General features: G+C 68.0%; 14 protein-coding genes. 13 read left to right on the top strand and 1 reads right to left on the bottom strand.

From position 1 onward, the window contains the following. The first annotated feature begins 163 nt into the window (after positions 1 to 163). From tig to clpX, 4 genes are all read left to right on the top strand, one after another. Entirely contained in the window at positions 164 to 1,555 is a 1,392-nt protein-coding gene (tig, locus tag ACIPC1_RS04215; protein ID WP_402513043.1) for a trigger factor, read from the top strand. Positions 1,556 to 1,984: 429 nt separating this feature from the next. Beyond that, the gene (locus ACIPC1_RS04210) at positions 1,985 to 2,590 is read left to right on the top strand and encodes an ATP-dependent Clp protease proteolytic subunit (protein ID WP_402513409.1); all 606 of its coding nucleotides are present in this window, start codon (positions 1,985 to 1,987) and stop codon (positions 2,588 to 2,590) included. 116 nt (positions 2,591 to 2,706) lie between these two features. Next, complete coding sequence (locus ACIPC1_RS04205) at positions 2,707 to 3,387, top strand: ATP-dependent Clp protease proteolytic subunit (protein ID WP_402513041.1); 681 nt, start codon at positions 2,707 to 2,709, stop codon at positions 3,385 to 3,387. 160 nt (positions 3,388 to 3,547) lie between these two features. Then, the gene (clpX, locus tag ACIPC1_RS04200; protein ID WP_384374029.1) at positions 3,548 to 4,834 is read left to right on the top strand and encodes an ATP-dependent Clp protease ATP-binding subunit ClpX; all 1,287 of its coding nucleotides are present in this window, start codon (positions 3,548 to 3,550) and stop codon (positions 4,832 to 4,834) included. A gap of 80 nt (positions 4,835 to 4,914) precedes the next feature. On the opposite strand, the gene ACIPC1_RS04195 is transcribed toward clpX, so the two are convergent. Next, complete coding sequence (locus tag ACIPC1_RS04195) at positions 4,915 to 5,862, bottom strand: hypothetical protein (protein ID WP_402513039.1); 948 nt, start codon at positions 5,860 to 5,862, stop codon at positions 4,915 to 4,917. Positions 5,863 to 6,000: 138 nt separating this feature from the next. Here ACIPC1_RS04195 and ACIPC1_RS04190 point away from each other — a divergent pair, with 138 nt between their 5' ends. The 9 genes from ACIPC1_RS04190 (at position 6,001) to rodA (ending at position 18,027) form a co-directional block, all read left to right on the top strand. Beyond that, a complete protein-coding gene (locus ACIPC1_RS04190; protein WP_402513037.1) occupies positions 6,001 to 8,625 on the top strand; it encodes a valine--tRNA ligase in 2,625 nt (874 codons plus the stop codon). A gap of 182 nt (positions 8,626 to 8,807) precedes the next feature. Next, the gene (locus tag ACIPC1_RS04185) at positions 8,808 to 10,337 is read left to right on the top strand and encodes a bifunctional folylpolyglutamate synthase/dihydrofolate synthase (protein ID WP_402513035.1); all 1,530 of its coding nucleotides are present in this window, start codon (positions 8,808 to 8,810) and stop codon (positions 10,335 to 10,337) included. Positions 10,338 to 10,342: 5 nt separating this feature from the next. Then, entirely contained in the window at positions 10,343 to 10,714 is a 372-nt protein-coding gene (locus ACIPC1_RS04180; RefSeq protein ID WP_384374141.1) for a DUF4233 domain-containing protein, read from the top strand. A 104-nt stretch (positions 10,715 to 10,818) separates the two neighbouring features. After that, positions 10,819 to 11,232 carry a nucleoside-diphosphate kinase gene (ndk, locus tag ACIPC1_RS04175; protein ID WP_402513033.1) on the top strand — a complete coding sequence of 138 codons (414 nt, stop codon included), beginning with the start codon at positions 10,819 to 10,821 and terminating at the stop codon, positions 11,230 to 11,232. 356 nt (positions 11,233 to 11,588) lie between these two features. Continuing rightward, a complete protein-coding gene (locus ACIPC1_RS04170) occupies positions 11,589 to 12,608 on the top strand; it encodes a rod shape-determining protein (RefSeq protein ID WP_384374042.1) in 1,020 nt (339 codons plus the stop codon). Positions 12,609 to 12,844: 236 nt separating this feature from the next. After that, positions 12,845 to 13,783 carry a rod shape-determining protein MreC gene (gene mreC, locus ACIPC1_RS04165; protein WP_402513032.1) on the top strand — a complete coding sequence of 313 codons (939 nt, stop codon included), beginning with the start codon at positions 12,845 to 12,847 and terminating at the stop codon, positions 13,781 to 13,783. Between the two features lie 13 nt (positions 13,784 to 13,796). Further along, a complete protein-coding gene (gene mreD / locus ACIPC1_RS04160; protein WP_402513030.1) occupies positions 13,797 to 14,468 on the top strand; it encodes a rod shape-determining protein MreD in 672 nt (223 codons plus the stop codon). A gap of 86 nt (positions 14,469 to 14,554) precedes the next feature. Further along, positions 14,555 to 16,831 (top strand): penicillin-binding protein 2, encoded by a 2,277-nt coding sequence (mrdA, locus tag ACIPC1_RS04155; RefSeq protein WP_402513029.1) that lies wholly within the window; start codon positions 14,555 to 14,557, stop codon positions 16,829 to 16,831. Further along, on the top strand, positions 16,828 to 18,027 hold the full coding sequence (rodA, locus tag ACIPC1_RS04150; RefSeq protein WP_384374054.1) for a rod shape-determining protein RodA: 1,200 nt from the start codon (positions 16,828 to 16,830) through the stop codon (positions 18,025 to 18,027). Before mrdA ends, rodA begins: the two co-directional genes overlap by 4 nt. Positions 18,028 to 18,029: the final 2 nt, after the last annotated feature.

The raw sequence follows: 18,029 nt of genomic DNA, 5'->3' as shown, positions 1-18,029 counted from the left end.
TTTTGGGGCGTGTACCGCCTGCGGCTACTATGCAAGCTGCGTGCCCGTGTGTCTGCATTGTTACGACGTCTCTCAAGGGCCGCGAATCCGCCCAAGGCTCTGTCCGACTCGGCAGCAGCACGCAGCAGAACCCCCAAGAAGTCAGCCACAAGGAGACCGAACCGTGAAGAGCGCCGTGGAGACCCTGAACCCGACTCGGGTTCGGCTCAGCATCGAGGTGCCCTTCGAGGAGCTCAAGGACAGCCTCGACGCGGCGTACAAGAAGATCAACCAGCAGGTCACGGTGAAGGGGTTCCGGAAGGGCAAGATCCCGGCCCGCGTCATCGACCAGCGGTTCGGTCGCGGCGCCGTGCTGGAGGAGGCCGTCAACGACGCGCTCCCGAAGTTCTACACCGAAGCGGTCAACGAGGCTGAGCTGAACGTCCTCGGCCAGCCCGAGGTCGACATCACCGAGCTGAAGGACGGCGAGACGCTGAACTTCACCGCCGAGGTCGATGTCCGCCCGACGATCGAGATCCCGGACTACGCCGGCATCGAGGTCGAGGTCGACGCCGTCGAGGTCAGCGACGAGGACGTCGAGAAGGCCGTCACCGAGCTGCGCGAGCGCTTCGCCTCGACCTCCCCGGTCGAGCGCGCCGCCCAGGAAGGCGACGTCGTCACCCTCGACCTGGAGGCCAGGGTCGACGGCGAGGTGCTGGAGGACGGCATCGCCTCCGACGTCTCGTACACCATCGGTTCCGGCGAGCTGCTCGACGGCATCGACGAGGCCGTGAAGGGCCTGGAGGCCGGTGGCGAGGCCACCTTCGCCTCCGAGCTCAAGGGCGGCTCGGCGGCCGGCCAGGAGGCCGAGGTCACCGTCAAGGTCAGCCAGGTCGCCGCGCGCGAACTGCCCGAACTGGACGACGACTTCGCGCAGCTCGCCTCCGAGTTCGACACCCTCGAGGAGCTCAGGGCGGACAGCCGTAAGCGCCTGGAGAACATGAAGCAGTACGACCAGGCCACGCAGGCCCAGGAGCGCGTCCTGGAGAAGCTGCTCGAGCTGGTCGAGGTCCCGGTCCCCGAGAAGCTGCTCGCGGACGAGATCAACACCCGTAAGCACAACCTCGAGCACCACCAGCTCGGTCAGATGGGCCTCGACCTCGAGAAGTACCTCGAGATCCAGGGCAAGACGGCCGAGGAGTTCGACGCCGAGACCGAGGAAGCCGCGGTCAAGGGCATCAAGACGCAGTTCGTCCTGGACGAGCTCGTCAACAAGGAGAAGCTGAGCGTCAACCAGGAGGAGCTCACCGAGCACCTCATGCGGCGCGCGGCCTCCTCCGGCATGTCCCCCGACCAGTTCGCCCAGTCCGTCGTCGAAGGCGGCCAGGTCCCGATGCTGGTCGGCGAGGTCGCCCGCGGCAAGGCCCTCGCGGTCGTCGTCGAGTCCGCCGTCGTCAAGGACGCCAACGGCGAGATCGTCGACCTGGACGATGACGAGGAAGAGACCGAGGTTGCGGCCGAGGCCGCCGCCGAGGTCACGGACGGCGACGCCGCCGAGGAGAAGACCGAGGCCTGACATCCTCGCCCAGTACGCCACGACGGGCCCCCGGGGACTTCTTGTCCCCGGGGGCCCGTCGCTTTCAGGGGCGCGGGGAGCCGCGCGAGCAACCCACGACAAGCCGCACCCGCCGACGGACCGCCCGTGGCGGATGCGCCCGCGGCCCGAGTTCAGAGTTCCCCGCACCCCTGGAAAAGCCCCGCTGAACCCCCGCTCGAGCCGACGCCACGCATGCGCTCACAGCGAACAGTTCCCCCTCCGGGATTCCCCGGAGGGACCCGCGCGTTAGGGTCCATGAAGACGAGGGCAGGGGAGTCCCCGAAGCCGCCCGGAGGCGGTGTACAGCCGCTCCCATGGCGGTGCGTACCGGGGTCCCACGCCCCAGCCGAAGACGTGAGACGGCCCGGCGCCGTCGTAAGACGAGCAGGTGGATACGTGACGAATCTGATGCCCACAGCTGCCGGCGACCCTATCGGTGGTGGCCTCGGTGACCAGGTCTACAACCGGCTGCTCGGCGAGCGGATCATCTTCCTCGGCCAGGCGGTCGACGACGACATCGCCAACAAGATCACCGCGCAGTTGCTGCTCCTTGCCTCCGACCCGGAGAAGGACATTTTCCTCTACATCAACAGCCCCGGCGGCTCGATCACTGCCGGTATGGCGATCTACGACACCATGCAGTACATCAAGAACGACGTGGTGACGATCGCCATGGGCATGGCGGCCTCGATGGGCCAGTTCCTGCTCAGCGCCGGCACCCCCGGCAAGCGCTTCGCGCTGCCGAACGCCGAGATCCTGATCCACCAGCCCTCGGCCGGCCTCGCCGGCTCCGCGTCGGACATCAAGATCCACGCCGAGCGGCTGCTGCACACCAAGAAGCGCATGGCGGAACTGACCGCGTTCCACACCGGCCAGACCATGGAGCAGATCACCCGCGACTCGGACCGCGACCGCTGGTTCGACCCGGTCGAGGCCAAGGAGTACGGCCTCATCGACGACATCATGCCCACCGCGTCCGCCATGCCGGGCGGCGGCGGCACCGGGGCGGCGTAAGCCCCACAGCGCCCCTCAGGGCGGCGCGGGCCTCTCACCGCCCTCAGGGGTGGCGTAGGCGCCCCAGCGCCTTCAGCCGACCGCCACAGCCCTTTTCAGGCTCTTCAGGAGACACAGTGAACGACTTCCCCGGCAGCGGCCTCTTCGCCCGCACGCAGGCCGAGTACAGCGGTCCTCGCGCGGAGTCCCGCTACATCATCCCGCGCTTCGTCGAGCGCACCTCGCAGGGCGTGCGTGAGTACGACCCGTACGCGAAGTTGTTCGAGGAGCGTGTGATCTTCCTCGGCGTGCAGATCGACGACGCCTCCGCCAACGACGTCATGGCGCAGCTGCTGTGCCTGGAGTCGATGGACCCCGACCGTGACATCTCGGTCTACATCAACAGCCCCGGTGGCTCATTCACGGCGCTCACGGCCATCTACGACACGATGCAGTTCGTGAAGCCGGACGTCCAGACGGTCTGCATGGGCCAGGCCGCCTCGGCCGCCGCGATCCTGCTGGCCGCCGGTACGCCGGGCAAGCGCATGGCTCTTCCGAATGCGCGTGTTCTGATCCACCAGCCGTACAGTGAGACCGGCCGCGGGCAGGTCTCCGACCTCGAAATCGCTGCGAACGAAATCCTCCGGATGCGTGCGCAGCTGGAAGACATGCTGGCCAAGCACTCGACCACGCCGATCGAGAAGATCCGCGAGGACATCGAGCGCGACAAGATCCTCACGGCTGAGGACGCGCTGGCGTACGGCCTGATCGACCAGATCATCTCCACCCGGAAGATGAACAACAACGCGGTCGTCTGACGTATCCCTGTAGCATCTGCCGCTCCTTGGCGCGGTTCACGACAAAGTGAACCGCGCCAAGGGGGGCCCGAACGGGGGGCTAGGCAAGGTACCGTCGGACATAAGGCAGCACCAGGAGCCGCTGGACCTAGGCGTCTCCCAGGCGAAGGGGAAGCACACCGTGGCACGCATCGGTGACGGCGGCGATCTGCTCAAGTGCTCGTTCTGTGGCAAGAGCCAGAAGCAGGTCAAGAAGCTCATCGCAGGCCCTGGTGTGTACATCTGCGACGAGTGCATCGATCTCTGCAACGAGATCATCGAGGAAGAACTGGCGGAGACGAGCGAGGTGCGCTGGGAGGAACTTCCCAAGCCTCGTGAGATCTACGAGTTCCTCGAGGGGTACGTCGTAGGCCAGGAGCCGGCCAAGAAGGCGCTCTCGGTCGCGGTGTACAACCACTACAAGCGCGTCCAGGCCGGTGAGAACAGCGCGGGGCAGAACCGCGAGGACGCCATCGAGTTGGCGAAGTCCAACATCCTGCTTCTCGGCCCGACAGGTTCGGGCAAGACACTCCTCGCCCAGACCCTGGCCCGCATGCTGAACGTCCCGTTCGCCATCGCCGACGCGACGGCGCTGACGGAGGCGGGGTACGTCGGCGAGGACGTCGAGAACATTCTGCTGAAGCTCATCCAGGCAGCGGACTACGACGTCAAGAAGGCCGAGACCGGCATCATCTACATCGATGAGATCGACAAGGTCGCGCGGAAGAGCGAGAACCCCTCGATCACCCGCGACGTGTCCGGCGAGGGCGTCCAGCAGGCCCTGCTGAAGATCCTCGAAGGCACCACGGCCTCGGTCCCGCCGCAGGGCGGACGCAAGCACCCGCACCAGGAGTTCATCCAGATCGACACGACGAACGTGCTGTTCATCGTGGGCGGCGCCTTCTCGGGCCTGGAGAAGCTCATCGAGTCGCGGGCGGGAGCGAAGGGGATCGGCTTCGGCGCGACGATCCGCTCGAAAATCGAACTCGAAGCCAAGGACCAGTTCGAGGACGTCATGCCCGAGGACCTGGTCAAGTTCGGCATGATCCCCGAGTTCATCGGCCGCCTCCCGGTCATCACCTCGGTCCACAACCTGGACCGCGAGGCCCTCCTCCAGATCCTCGTCGAGCCCCGCAACGCACTGGTGAAGCAGTACCAGCGCCTCTTCGAACTCGACGGCGTGGAGCTGGACTTCGAGGGCGAGGCGCTCGAAGCCATCGCCGACCAGGCCATCCTCCGCAAGACCGGCGCCCGCGGCCTGCGCGCCATCATGGAGGAAGTCCTCATGTCCGTGATGTACGAGGTCCCGTCCCGCAAGGACGTGGCCCGCGTCGTCATCACCTCGGAGGTCGTCCGCTCGAACGTGAACCCGACGCTGATCCCGCGGGACGCCCGCGGACGCGGCCCGGGGGAGCAGAAAACGGCGTAACCGCCGCGCATACCAACGCCGAAGGGGCCCCGGTCAACTGACCGGGGCCCCTTCGGCGTTGAGGCGCTGACGCGACGACGTCAGATCTTGACGCGCACGTCCGTGCGGAACTTGGCCGTGAACTCGGCGGCTGCTTCGAGGTCGGCGCTCTTACCCGCCATGGCGCTGGCCATGTCGATGTTGATGATGACGCCGAGCGTGCTGTGGTCACCCCAGATGCACACCGGCATGCTGATCTCCGAGGGGCCGGAGGCCCCGGTGTCGTCCTTGAGCTTAGTCTCCTGGCACTTCAGCACCGCGCCGTCGAGACCGCTGGGCGTGTAGCTCTTCGGGCTGCCCACGGCCTGGCCCTCGTCCGGGTTCTCCGCGGCGCCGTCCTTCATGTCGGCGAACATGGCGTCGACGACCTTCTCCGGGTCTTCGATCTCGCCGTATACGCCCATGAAGTTGACCATCTGCAGGGCCAGCGGGTTGCTCTCGTCCCCGGCCTGGTAACCCGCGTGGACATCCTTGGCACCCTTGACGCCGTTCTTCTCGGCGTCCTTGACGTCGCTCTCGTCGAAGCCGCCGCTGTCGGCGTCATCGGCCTTCTTGTACTCACCGTTGAGCACCGTCGCCGGCGTCGTCAGCTTGTGCGCGCCGTCGTCCGCGACGTTCGAGCTGCCACCGCTGCTGCCGCCGATGACCAGGTACGCCCCCACCGCGATCGCCGCCACGACGGCCACCGCGCCGATGATGAGGCCCGTCTTCTTGCCGCCGCCACCCGGCGGGGGCGGCTGCGGGGCGCCGTAGGGCTGCTGGCCGTACGGGGGCTGGCCGTAGGGCGGTGTCTGCGGCGGGACGCCCGGGGCACCCTGCTGGGGGTAGCCGTAGCCGGGCTGTGCGGGGGGAGCCTGCTGCGGGTAGCCATAACCGGGCTGGGGGGCGGCCTGCGGCTGCTGGGGCTGCTGGCCGTAGGGGCCCGGCTGGCCGTACGGTCCGGGCTGCTGGGGCTGCCCGCCGTACGGGCCCGGCTGGTTGTAGCTCATTACTGGGGTTCCCCCTCCAGATGCTTATGTGTTCCTGACATCCTGGCGTACGGGTCACGGAGCCAGGTCCTCGGGGGCCGCACCGTTACGAATTAAACGCGTTTCGGGACACCCCCGTGACGCCTCTAAACTGACCCCGTGACCGACAACGCTCAGCAGCAGCCGCCAGCGCCCACCTCCGAACTGCCGACCCAGTACGCGCCGGCCGAGGTAGAGGGGAAGCTGTACGAGCGCTGGGTCGAGCGGGGTTACTTCGCCGCCGACGCGAAGAGCGACAAGCCCGCGTACACCATCGTCATCCCGCCGCCGAACGTCACCGGGTCGCTGCACCTGGGCCACGCCTTCCAGCACACGCTGATGGACGCGCTGACGCGTCGTAAGCGCATGCAGGGCTTCGAGGCGCTGTGGCTGCCGGGGATGGACCACGCCGGTATCGCCACCCAGAACAAGGTCGAGCAGCAGCTCGCCGAGGAGGGCAAGTCGCGGCAGGACCTCGGCCGTGAGGCGTTCGTCGAGCGCGTCTGGCAGTGGAAGGAAGAGTACGGCGGCAAGATCCTCGGGCAGATGCGCCGGCTCGGGGACGGTGTGGACTGGTCGCGCGAGCGGTTCACCATGGACGAGGGGCTGTCGCAGGCAGTCCAGACCATCTTCAAGAAGCTGTACGACGACGAGTTGATCTACCGCGCCGAGCGCATCATCAACTGGTGTCCCCGCTGTCTGACCGCCATCTCCGACATCGAGGTCGAGTACCAGGAGGACGACGGCGAGCTCGTCTCCATCAAGTACGGGGAGGGCGACGAGACCCTCGTGGTCGCGACCACCCGCGCCGAGACCATGCTCGGCGACACCGCCGTCGCCGTTCACCCCGACGACGAGCGCTACCGGCATCTGGTGGGCAGGCGCATCAAGTTGCCCCTCACCGACCGCACCATCCCCGTCGTCGCCGATACCCACGTCGACCCCGAGTTCGGCACCGGCGCCGTCAAGGTCACCCCCGCCCACGACCCGAACGACTTCGCCATCGGCCAGCGCCACGGCCTGGAGTCGATCACCGTCATGGACGAGCGGGCGGTCATCACCGTCCACGGCCCCTTCCAGGGACTCGACCGTTTCGAGGCCCGCTCCGCCATCGTCGGGGCGCTGCGCTCGCAGGGCCGGATCGTCGCCGAGAAGCGCCCGTACGCCCACTCCGTGGGCCACTGCTCGCGCTGCCGCACGACCGTCGAGCCGCGCCTGTCCATGCAGTGGTGGGTCAAGGTCGGCCCGCTGGCCCAGGCCGCCGGCGACGCCGTCCGGGACGGCCGGGTCGCGATCCACCCCGCCGACATGTCGAAGCGCTACTTCGACTGGGTCGACAACATGCACGACTGGTGCATCTCACGGCAGTTGTGGTGGGGCCACCGGATTCCCGTCTGGTATGGCCCCGACGGCCAGGTCGTCTGCGTCGGCCCCGACGAGGAGCCGCCGCGCGGCGAGGGCTGGACGCAGGACACCGACGTCCTCGACACCTGGTTCTCGTCCGGCCTGTGGCCGTTCTCCACGCTCGGCTGGCCCGAACGGACCCCGGACCTGGAGAAGTTCTACTCGACCGACGTCCTCCTCACCGGCCACGACATCATCTTTTTCTGGGTCGCCCGGATGATGATGTTCGGCCTGTACGCGATGGACGGCGAGGTCCCCTTCAAGACCATCGCCCTCACCGGTCTGGTCCGCGACGAGCGCGGCAAGAAGATGTCGAAGTCCTTCGGCAACGTCGTCGACCCGCTCGACTGGATGGACAAGTACGGCTCCGACGCCGTCCGCTTCACCCTCGCCCGCGGCGCCAACCCCGGCACCGACGTGCCGATCGGCGAGGACTGGGTCCAGGCCTCCCGGAACTTCGCCAACAAGATCTGGAACGCCACGCGCTTCGCGCTGATGAACGGCGCGACCGTCGAGGGCCCGCTGCCCGAGCCGTCGAAACTGTCGGCGACCGACCGCTGGATCCTGTCCCGGCTGAACAAGACCGTCGCCGAAGTCGACGCGTTCTACGACGACTTCCAGTTCGCCAAGCTGTCCGACTCGCTCTACCACTTCGCGTGGGACGAGGTCTTCGACTGGTACGTCGAGCTGTCGAAGACGACGTTCATGGCGGGCGGCGAGCCGGCGAAGGTCTCGGGCCGGGTCCTCGGTGAGGTCCTGGACGTGACGCTTCGTCTCCTTCACCCGGTCGTCCCGTTCGTGACGGAGACGCTCTGGACCACCCTCACGGGCGGTGAGTCCGTCGTGGTCGCCGAGTGGCCGAAGGACAGTGGCTTCCGCGACGACGCCGCCGAGCGGGAGATCGAGACGCTCCAGCAGGTCATCACCGAGGTCCGGCGCTTCCGTGCCGACCAGGGGCTACAGCCCGGCCAGCGGGTGCCTGCCCGGCTGACTCTCGACGGGACCGCGCTGGTCCCGCACGAGGCGGCCATCCGGCAGCTGCTGCGTCTCCAGCCGGAGGGCGAGGGCTTCTCCGCCACGGCGACCCTGCCGGTCGGTGGCGCCGCTGTCGCGCTCGACCTCTCCGGCACGATCGATGTCGCCGCGGAGCGCAAGCGGCTCGCCAAGGACCTCGCCGCCGCCGAGAAGGAGAAGGCTCAGGCGCACGGCAAGCTCGGCAACGAGGCGTTTCTCGCCAAGGCGCCGGACCAGGTGGTCGAGAAGATCCGCACCCGGCTCGCCAAGGCCGACGAGGACATCGCCCGGATCCTGGAGCAGCTGGAGCGGTTGCCGCAGGCGTGACCGGGCGGGGGCGGGGCGGGGAAGGCAGTTTTCGCCCCCTCCGCCCCTTCCCGTCCCGTACCTGGGGGCTCCGCCCCCAGACCCCCGGATCGCGCTGAACGCGCTCGTCCTCAAACGCTGGACGGGCTGAAAGATCTCCGGCCCGAGGCTGGAGGATTTCAGCCCCTCCGTAGACTGACCCCGTGAGCCAGCTCCCCCCGCACGACAGCAGCGAGTCAGAACCGCAGGATCCGTTGGGTCTCTTCGAGGAGATCGTCGAGGCCGAGACCGGCCGCGACCCCGATCTCGCGGTGATCGAGGCCGGCAGCCGAACCCTGCGTACCCAGGGCGTCGGCGGACCGGAGGCCGACGTACCCGGCCGCCCGGCCGACCCCGAGACCGACAAGGCACTCCGCGAGGTGGAGGCCGAGCTCGCGACGCGCTGGGGCGAGACGAAGCTGGAGCCGTCCGTCAGCAGGATCGCCGCGCTGGTGGACGTGCTGGGCGAGCCGCAGCGGGCGTACCCGTCGATCCACATCACGGGGACGAACGGCAAGACGTCCACGGCCCGCATGATCGAGGCGCTGCTCGGCGCCTTCGACCTGCGCACCGGCCGGTACACCAGCCCCCACGTGCAGTCGGTCACCGAGCGGATCAGCCTCAACGGGGTGTCGATCTCCGCCGAGCGGTTCATCGAGACGTACAACGACATCAAGCCCTACATCGAGATGGTCGACGCTCAGCAGGAGTACCGGCTGTCGTTCTTCGAGGTGCTGACCGGCATGGCGTACGCGGCCTTCGCCGACGCGCCGGTCGACGTCGCCGTCGTCGAGGTCGGCATGGGCGGGAGCTGGGACGCCACCAACGTGATCGACGGGGCTGTCGCCGTCATCACCCCCATCGACCTCGACCACACCGACAGGCTCGGCGGGACGCCCGGCGAGATCGCCGTGGAGAAGGCCGGCATCGTCAAGCAGGGCGCGACCGTGATTCTGGCGCAGCAGCCGGTGGACGCGGCGCAGGTGCTGTTGAAGAAGGCCGTCGAGGTCGACGCGACGGTGGCCCGGGAAGGGCTGGAGTTCGGGGTGGTCGCGCGGCACGTCGCCGTCGGCGGCCAGTTGGTCACCTTGCGCGGGCTCGGCGGGGAGTACGAGGAGATCTTCCTGCCGTTGCACGGCGCGTACCAGGCGCACAACGCCGCGGTGGCGCTCGCGGCCGTCGAGGCGTTCTTCGGCGTCGGCGCCGGGCAGACCCAGCGGCTCGACATCGACAACGTCCGCAAGGCCTTCGCCTCGGTCACCTCGCCGGGCCGTATGGAGGTCGTACGCCGCTCGCCCACCGTCGTGCTGGACGCCGCGCACAATCCGGCGGGGGCCCGTGCCACCGCCGAGGCCGTCAGCGAGGCGTTCGACTTCAGCAGGCTGATCGGTGTGGTGGGCGCGAGCGCGGAGAAGGACGTACGGGGGGTTCTCGAGGCCTTCGAGCCGATCCTCGCCGAAGTGGTCGTCACACAGAACTCCAGTCACCGCGCGATGGACGCGGACGAACTGGCCGGGGTCGCCGTCGAGGTCTTCGGTGACGACCGGGTGCAGGTGGAGCCGCGGCTCGACGACGCCCTGGAGGCCGCGATCACGCTGGCCGAGCAGGAGGGCGAGTACGCCGGCAGTGGTGTGCTGGTCACCGGCTCCGTCATCACCGTCGGCGAGGCCCGGTTGCTGTTGGGGAGGGGATGACGGCTGTGCGTACGCTCTGTGCTTCGACTCTGATCGGTGAGTTCTTCGTCATCGGGTTCGCCGCGCTGGTCGCGATGAAGGATCCCGATCTGACGAACTCCATGGTGTGGACGGTCAGCGGGATCCTGATGGCGCTGAGCATCCTGCTCTGCGGCGTGATCACCCGGCCGGGCGGCCTCCAGCTCGGCTGGGCGCTGCAGATCGCGCTGATCGCCAGTGGTTTCTTCGTGCCGTCGATGTTCATCCTCGGGCTGCTCTTCGCCGCCCTGTGGTGGGCGTCGATCCACTACGGGCGGAAGATCGACGAGGCCAAGGCCCGGTTCGCGGCGCAGGCGCAGGACCCGGCGCAGGCGCAGCCGGGGGGTCACGCGGCGTAGTGGTGGCGGCGTACCCCCGTACCACCTGACACGGCGTAACACCTACCCAGACACGCCCTGTAGCCTCGGTTCCCCGCACACCATGTGATCGAAGGAGCCATCAAGTGAGCCAGCGCACCCTCGTCCTTCTCAAGCCCGACGCCGTCCGTCGCGGCCTGACCGGCGAGATCATCAGCCGTATCGAGCGCAAGGACGGCTGGCAGATCACCGCGCTGGAGCTGCGGACGCTGGACCAGGACACGCTGGAGCAGCACTACGGCGAGCACAAGGGCAAGCCCTTCTACGAGCCGCTGGTGGAGTTCATGGCTTCGGGCCCTGTCGTGGCGCTCGTCGTCGAGGGCGAGCGGGTCATCGAGGGCGTGCGCGCGCTGGCCGGTCCCACCGACCCGATCGCCGCCGCGCCGGGCTCCATCCGCGGCGATTTCGGTGTGATCGTCCGCGAGAACCTGATCCACGCCTCCGACTCCGAGGAGTCCGCCGAGCGCGAGCTGAAGATCTTCTTTCCCGGCCGCGGCTGAACGAGTGGTGGGACCGGAGCTTCGGGACGCAAGTGTCCTGAGCTACGGGCGGTAAGTATTTCGAGAAACTTTCTGAGGGGGCGTCAGCTCCACTCGGGTGTCTGACCTGGGACGGCCGTGTATTTACGGCCGTCCCGTGGCATATGCGTGCCGATCGGGGGAACGCGTCCCCCCGATGGCCCGTCTCCAGGAGCGAGGCGGCGTCTCATCTGCTGACAATGGCGAAGACCCTCGCGCAGTGTTCGTGCAGGCGCGTCTACGATGTAAGCCTTCACGTCACTGCACCCAACTCGCCGTCCTAAAAAGCCGTCAAAGCTCCACTTGGGAAGGCCAGACGAATCCTGATGGGGAACTCAATGTCGTTCATCGGCCGTGACATGGCTGTCGACCTCGGGACCGCCAACACGCTGGTGTACGTCAGGGGTCGCGGGATCGTACTCAACGAGCCGTCCGTCGTCGCGATCAACACCAACACCGGTGGAATCCTCGCGGTCGGTTCCGAAGCGAAGAAGATGATCGGGCGGACCCCCGGCAACATCGTTGCCGTGCGTCCGCTGCGGGATGGTGTCATCGCCGACTTCGAGATCACCGAGCGTATGCTCCGCTACTTCATTCTGAAGATTCACAAGCGGCGCTATCTCGCCCGTCCCCGTGTCGTCGTCTGCGTGCCCTCGGGCATCACGGGCGTCGAGCGCCGTGCCGTCATCGAGGCGTCGTCCCAGGCCGGGGCGCGCCAGGTGCACATCATCGAGGAGCCCATGGCCGCGGCCATCGGTTCCGGCCTGCCGGTCCATGAGGCCACGGGCAACATGGTGGTGGACATCGGCGGCGGCACCACGGAGGTCGCGGTCATCTCGCTCGGCGGCATCGTCACCGCCCAGTCCATCCGCGTCGCGGGCGACGAGCTGGACAACGCGATCATCCAGCACATCAAGAAGGAGTACTCGCTTCTTCTCGGTGAGCGGACTGCCGAACAGATCAAGATCACGATCGGTTCGGCGTACGACCTCGACAATGACGAACACACCGAAATCCGTGGCCGGGACCTCGTGTCCGGGCTGCCCAAGACCGTCGTCATCTCCGCGGCCGAAGTGCGCAAGGCCATCGAGGAACCGGTCAACTCGATCATCGACGCGGTGAAGACGACCCTCGACAAGTGTCCGCCGGAGCTCTCCGGTGACGTGATGGACCGCGGCATCGTTCTGACCGGCGGCGGAGCCCTGCTGCGCGGTCTCGACGAGCGGCTGCGTCGCGAGACGGGCATGCCGATCCATATCGCGGAGGACCCGCTGGACAGCGTGGCGCTCGGCGCCGGCAAGTGCGTCGAGGAGTTCGAGGCACTCCAGCAGGTCCTGGACGCCCAGCCGCGCAGATGAGGTAACTCTTCGATTCCGCCGTACGAGGTGAACCCTTCTCGTACGGCGGATCGTTGATATTCAGGAATAAGCTCCCTCATAACATCCTCAACACCCTTGGCATTTCTGCTCGGGGTGCGCCCCTGTTGACGCATCCCGGCCCCTCTCCATCCGACTCACCACCACGACGACTCACCCCGACCCATCCCGAACCCATTCCTGAACCATTCCGACGTAGGAAGGCACGGCCGCCGCACGTGAGGGACACACGAGAGAGCCGGCTGCTCCTGGTGCTGCTGATCGCCATCGCGTTCGCTTTGATCACGGTGGACATCCGCGGTGGCGAGGATTCACCGGTCGACGGCGCCCGGGGGGCCGCCGCCACGGTCTTCGGCCCGATCGAGAACGGGGTGGCCTCCGCGGTCGATCCCGTAGGCAACGCGATCGCGGCGGTCCGCGACTCGGGCGAGCGGCACGACCGCATCGCCCAGCTCGAACAGGACAACGCGGCGCTGAAGGCGAAGCTCGGCAGCGACGACCGCAACAGCAGCCGTCTCGCCCAGTTCGACAAGATGCTGAAGACGGCGGGCGCCGGCCAGTACGGCATCAAGGGTGCCGAGGTCATCGCCATAGGAGCGGCCCAGGGCTTCTCCTGGACCGTGACGATCGACGTGGGCTCCAGCGACGGTGTCACCCGCGACATGACCGTCCTCAACGGAGACGGACTGGTCGGGCGCGTCACCACGGTCGGCCCGAACACCGCCACCGTGCTGCTCGCCAACGACCCCGACTTCACCGTCGGCACGCGCATGGAGGCCACCGACGAACTCGGCTTCGCCTCCGGACAGGGCGACCAGCCGCTGCGCGTCGAACTGCTCAACGGCAAGGCCAAGATCAACAAGGGTGACCGGCTGGTCACCTTCGGCTCGCAGGCCGACCGGCCGTTCGTGCCCGGCGTACCCGTCGGTGTCGTCGCCCGCGTCGACCCGTCCGGCGGCGACCTGACCCGCACCATCTACGTCAGGCCGTTCGTCTCGTTCACGAAGCTCGACATCGTCGGAGTCGTCGTCCAGACCCCCGACAAGGACCCGCGCGACGCCGTACTGCCGCCGAAACCCAAGCCAACGCCCACGCCGACGGTGACCGTGACGGTCACCCCCTCGGCGGACGTGCCCGTCGACGGCCAGCTGCAGTAGGAGCCGAATCCCTATGCGTTTCAACCGGATGCTGCTCTCCACCACCCTGGTGGTCGTCGCCCTGGTCATCCAGGTGAGCGTCCTCGCCCGGCTCCACCTCCCGGGCGCCGTCCCCGACCTGCTGCTGCTGACGGTGCTGGCCCTCGCCATGGTCTACGGCCATGTCGGCGGCGCCCTCATCGGCTTCGGCGCCGGCCTCCTCGCCGACCTGGCCCCACCCGCCGACCACGCCGCCGGGCGCTACGCCCTCGTGCTGTGCGTCATCGGCTACCTGGCCGGGCTGATCAAACCCGACAACGGCCAGCTCAAGTCCGCCACGGGACCGATGGCCGTGGTCGTCGCCGCCGCCATCGGATCCACCCTGATGTACGCCGGTGTCGGCGCCCTCGTCGGCGACACCTCCGCCCGCCATGTGGGCCTCACCGGCCTGCTGTTCAGCGCCGCCCTGTACGACCTGCTGCTCGCCCCCTTCGTGGTCCCGGGGCTGATGGCCCTGGCCAGACGCGCCGAGAACGACCCGCTCGCCGAGGCCGGCTCCGGCGGCAAGTCGGCCGACGTCGCCGCGGGCTGGCTGTCCTCCGGCACGGGGCTGCGCATCGGCAGCCAGCGCGGCGGACTCAGAGTGAAGGCCGCCAAGGCGCGAGTTGCCCGGGCGGGACGCATCAAGGGGGTCAAGCGGCTTTGAGCACGCACCAGTTGGTGGCCCGGTCACACAGGTTCACCGTGTACTCGTATGACTCGTACGCACACTGAGAGGGGGAGACAGCAGCAGTGACCAACATCCCCGAGACCGGTCGGTCCCCACGGGTCCAGATCAGACTCGTCGTCATCCAGATTCTCGTACTCTCCCTCCTCGGCACCCTCGGCGGACGCCTCTGGTATCTCCAGATCCGCAACGGCGACGAGTACGCCAAGGAGGCCTCCGGCAACCACGTCCAGCAGGTCGTCAGTCCCGCCGTACGCGGCTCGATCCTCGACGCCCGCGGTGTGCCGATCGCCGACAACGAGACCCGCCTCGTGGTCTCCGCCTCGCGCACCGACCTGCTGAAGATGAAGGACGACGGCGAGGCCGTCCTCACCAAGCTCGCCGGCGTCCTCGGCATGAAGCCCCAGGACGTCATGGAGAAGGTCCGCCTCTGCGACGCCAAGACGCCGCAGCCGTGCTGGAACGGCTCGCCCTACCAGCCGATCCCCATCACCGACGAGGCCACCGCCAGGCAGGCCCTGCAGATCCGCGAGCGCTCCGAGGACTTCCCCGGCATCAGCGCCGAGCCCGAGGCCGTACGCCGCTACGCCGCCCCCGGCGGGGCCAACACCGCCCAGGTGCTCGGCTATCTCTCGCCCGTCACCGACGACGAGATCACCAAGGCCGAGGGCACCGACTCGCCGTATCTGCGCTCCGACCAGGTGGGCCGCTCGGGCCTGGAGCGCCAGTACGACCAGGAGCTGCGCGGCAAGGCGGGCGTCACCCGCTACGAGGTCGACAACCTCGGCCGCGTCATCGGCCAGGCCGAGAGCGATGCCGCCCAGCCCGGCTCGAACGTCGTCACCAGCATCGACGCCCGCGTGCAGAGCGTCGCCGAGTACGAGCTCAACGAGGCGATGAAGGTCGCCCGTACCCAGTTCGACAAGAACACCGGCGAGAACTACAAGGCGGACTCCGGGGCCGTCGTGGTGATGGAGGCCAAGACCGGCCGCGTCGTCGCCATGGCGTCCAACCCGACGTACGACCCGAACGCCTGGGTCGGCGGCATCTCCGGCAAGGACTACGCCTCCCTCACCGGCAAGAACTCCAACTATCCGCTGCTGAACCGCGCGATCCAGGGCCAGTCGGCCCCCGGCTCGATCTTCAAGGTCGTGCCCACGGCCGCCGCCATCAACGCGGGCTACTCCTTCGACGGCCCCTACGAGTGCTCCAGCTCGTACTCCGTCGGCGGCCAGGTCTTCAAGAACTTCGAATCCAAGGGATACGGCCCGATCAGCCTCGGCCGGGCCCTGGAGGTCTCCTGCGACACCGTCTTCTACCGCCTCTCGCACGAGGAGTGGAAGAAGGACGGCGGCATCGACCCGAAGAAGAAGCCCGACGACTGGTTCTACAAGACGGCCCACCAGTTCGGCCTCGGCGCGGAGACCGGCATCGACCTCCCGAACGAGGTCACCGGGCGCATCCCCGACCGCCAGTGGAAGGAAAGCTACTGGGAGGCCAACAAGGACGCCTGGTGCAAGTACGGCAAGAAGGGCGGCACGTACGCCGAGCAGATCGCGTACGAGAACTGCCTCGAAGGCAACAAGATGCGCGCCGGTGACTCCGTCAACTACTCCATCGGACAGGGCGACACCCTCGTCACACCGATACAGATGGCGGCGATCTACGGAGCAATCGCCAACGGCGGCACGCTGTACGAGCCCAGCGTCGGCAAGGCCATCGTCAGCGCGGACGGCAAGAGCGTCGAGGAGATCGAGCCCAAGGCGAACGGCAAGCTGCCGATGACCTCCAAGACGCGCGACGAGATAGACGGAGCCCTCGCGGGAGTCGCGACCACCGGTACGGCCGCCTGGCGTTTCGGCGGCTGGCCGCAGGACGAGATCCCGATGCACGCCAAGACGGGTACCGCCGAGGTCTACGGCAAGCAGACGACCTCATGGTTCGCCACGTACACCAAGGACTACACGGTCATCATGACCATCTCCCAGGGTGGTACGGGCTCCGGCGCCTCCGGCCCCGCCGTGCGCAACATCTACAACGCGCTCTACGGCGTTTCCCCGGACGGCAAGATCGACAACAAGAAGGCGCTGCTGCCCACCCCGCAGAAGAGCCTGCCGAAGATCCAGTCCGACGGTTCGATCGACGCTCCGAAGATCGAGAAGTACGCCCCGAAGAAGGACCAGGCCACCGAGCCCGCGGCGTTCACGGGGACGGACGGACAGCTGCCGGGGGCGACGACCTCGTCGCCGTCGGCGGAGAACCGTGACACCCGACGGCGCAGAGCCCGAGGCCGCGGGTGCGGCAGGCGCAGGACGACCGGGAACCGGAGACTGCTCACATGACCGGCGCGAACAACTTCTCCGTCTCCGGGTACGGACCCGAACGCGGCAGCCTCTCGCGGCTGTTCGCCCGCGACTCGCTGGCCCGCCGGCTCGACTGGCCGATACTGTTTTCGGCCCTCGCGCTGTCGGTCATCGGCTCGGCGCTCGTCTACTCGGCCACCCGCAACCGCACCGAGATCAACCAGGGCGACCCGTACTACTTCCTGATCCGCCATCTCATGAACACCGGCATCGGCTTCGGCCTGATGGTCGGCACGGTCTGGCTGGGCCACCGCACCCTGCGCACGGCCGTCCCGATCCTGTACGGCCTCTCGGTCGCCCTGATCCTCGCGGTGCTGACCCCGCTGGGCGCCACGGTCAACGGCGCCCATGCGTGGATCGTGCTTGGCGGCGGCTTCTCGCTCCAGCCCTCCGAGTTCGTGAAGATCACGATCATCCTGGGCATGGCGATGCTCCTTGCGGCCCGCGTCGACGCGGGTGACAAGCTCTACCCCGACCACCGCACGGTCCTTCAGGCGCTTGGCCTGGCCACCGTGCCGATGCTCGTCGTCATGCTGATGCCCGACCTCGGCTCGGTCATGGTCATGGTCATCATCGTGCTGGGCGTACTCCTCGCCTCCGGCGCCTCCAACCGCTGGGTGTTCGGCCTGCTCGGGGCCGGAGCGCTCGGCGCGATCGCGGTCTGGCAGCTCAAGATCCTCGACGAGTACCAGATCAACCGCTTCGCCGCCTTCGCCAACCCCGAGCTCGACCCGGCCGGCGTCGGCTACAACACCAACCAGGCGCGTATCGCCATCGGTTCCGGCGGCCTCTTCGGCACCGGCCTCGGCAAGGGCTCGCAGACCACCGGCCAGTTCGTCCCCGAACAGCAGACGGACTTCGTCTTCACCGTCGCGGGCGAGGAACTGGGCTTCGTCGGCGCCGGGTTGATCCTGGTGCTCCTCGGCGTCATCCTGTGGCGCGCCTGCCGTATCGCCCGGGAGACGACCGAGCTGTACGGCACGATCGTCGCCGCCGGCATCATCGCCTGGTTCGCCTTCCAGTCCTTCGAGAACATCGGCATGACCCTCGGCATCATGCCGGTCGCGGGCTTGCCACTGCCCTTTGTGTCGTACGGCGGCTCGTCGATGTTCGCCGTATGGGTGGCCGTCGGGCTGTTGCAGTCGATCAGGGTGCAGCGGCCGATGTCGGCCTGAGG

The organism is Streptomyces sp. NPDC087263 (genome assembly GCF_044744645.1).
In the GTDB taxonomy this organism is placed as follows: domain Bacteria; phylum Actinomycetota; class Actinomycetes; order Streptomycetales; family Streptomycetaceae; genus Streptomyces.
This window is presented reverse-complemented; position numbering and strand designations above follow the sequence as displayed.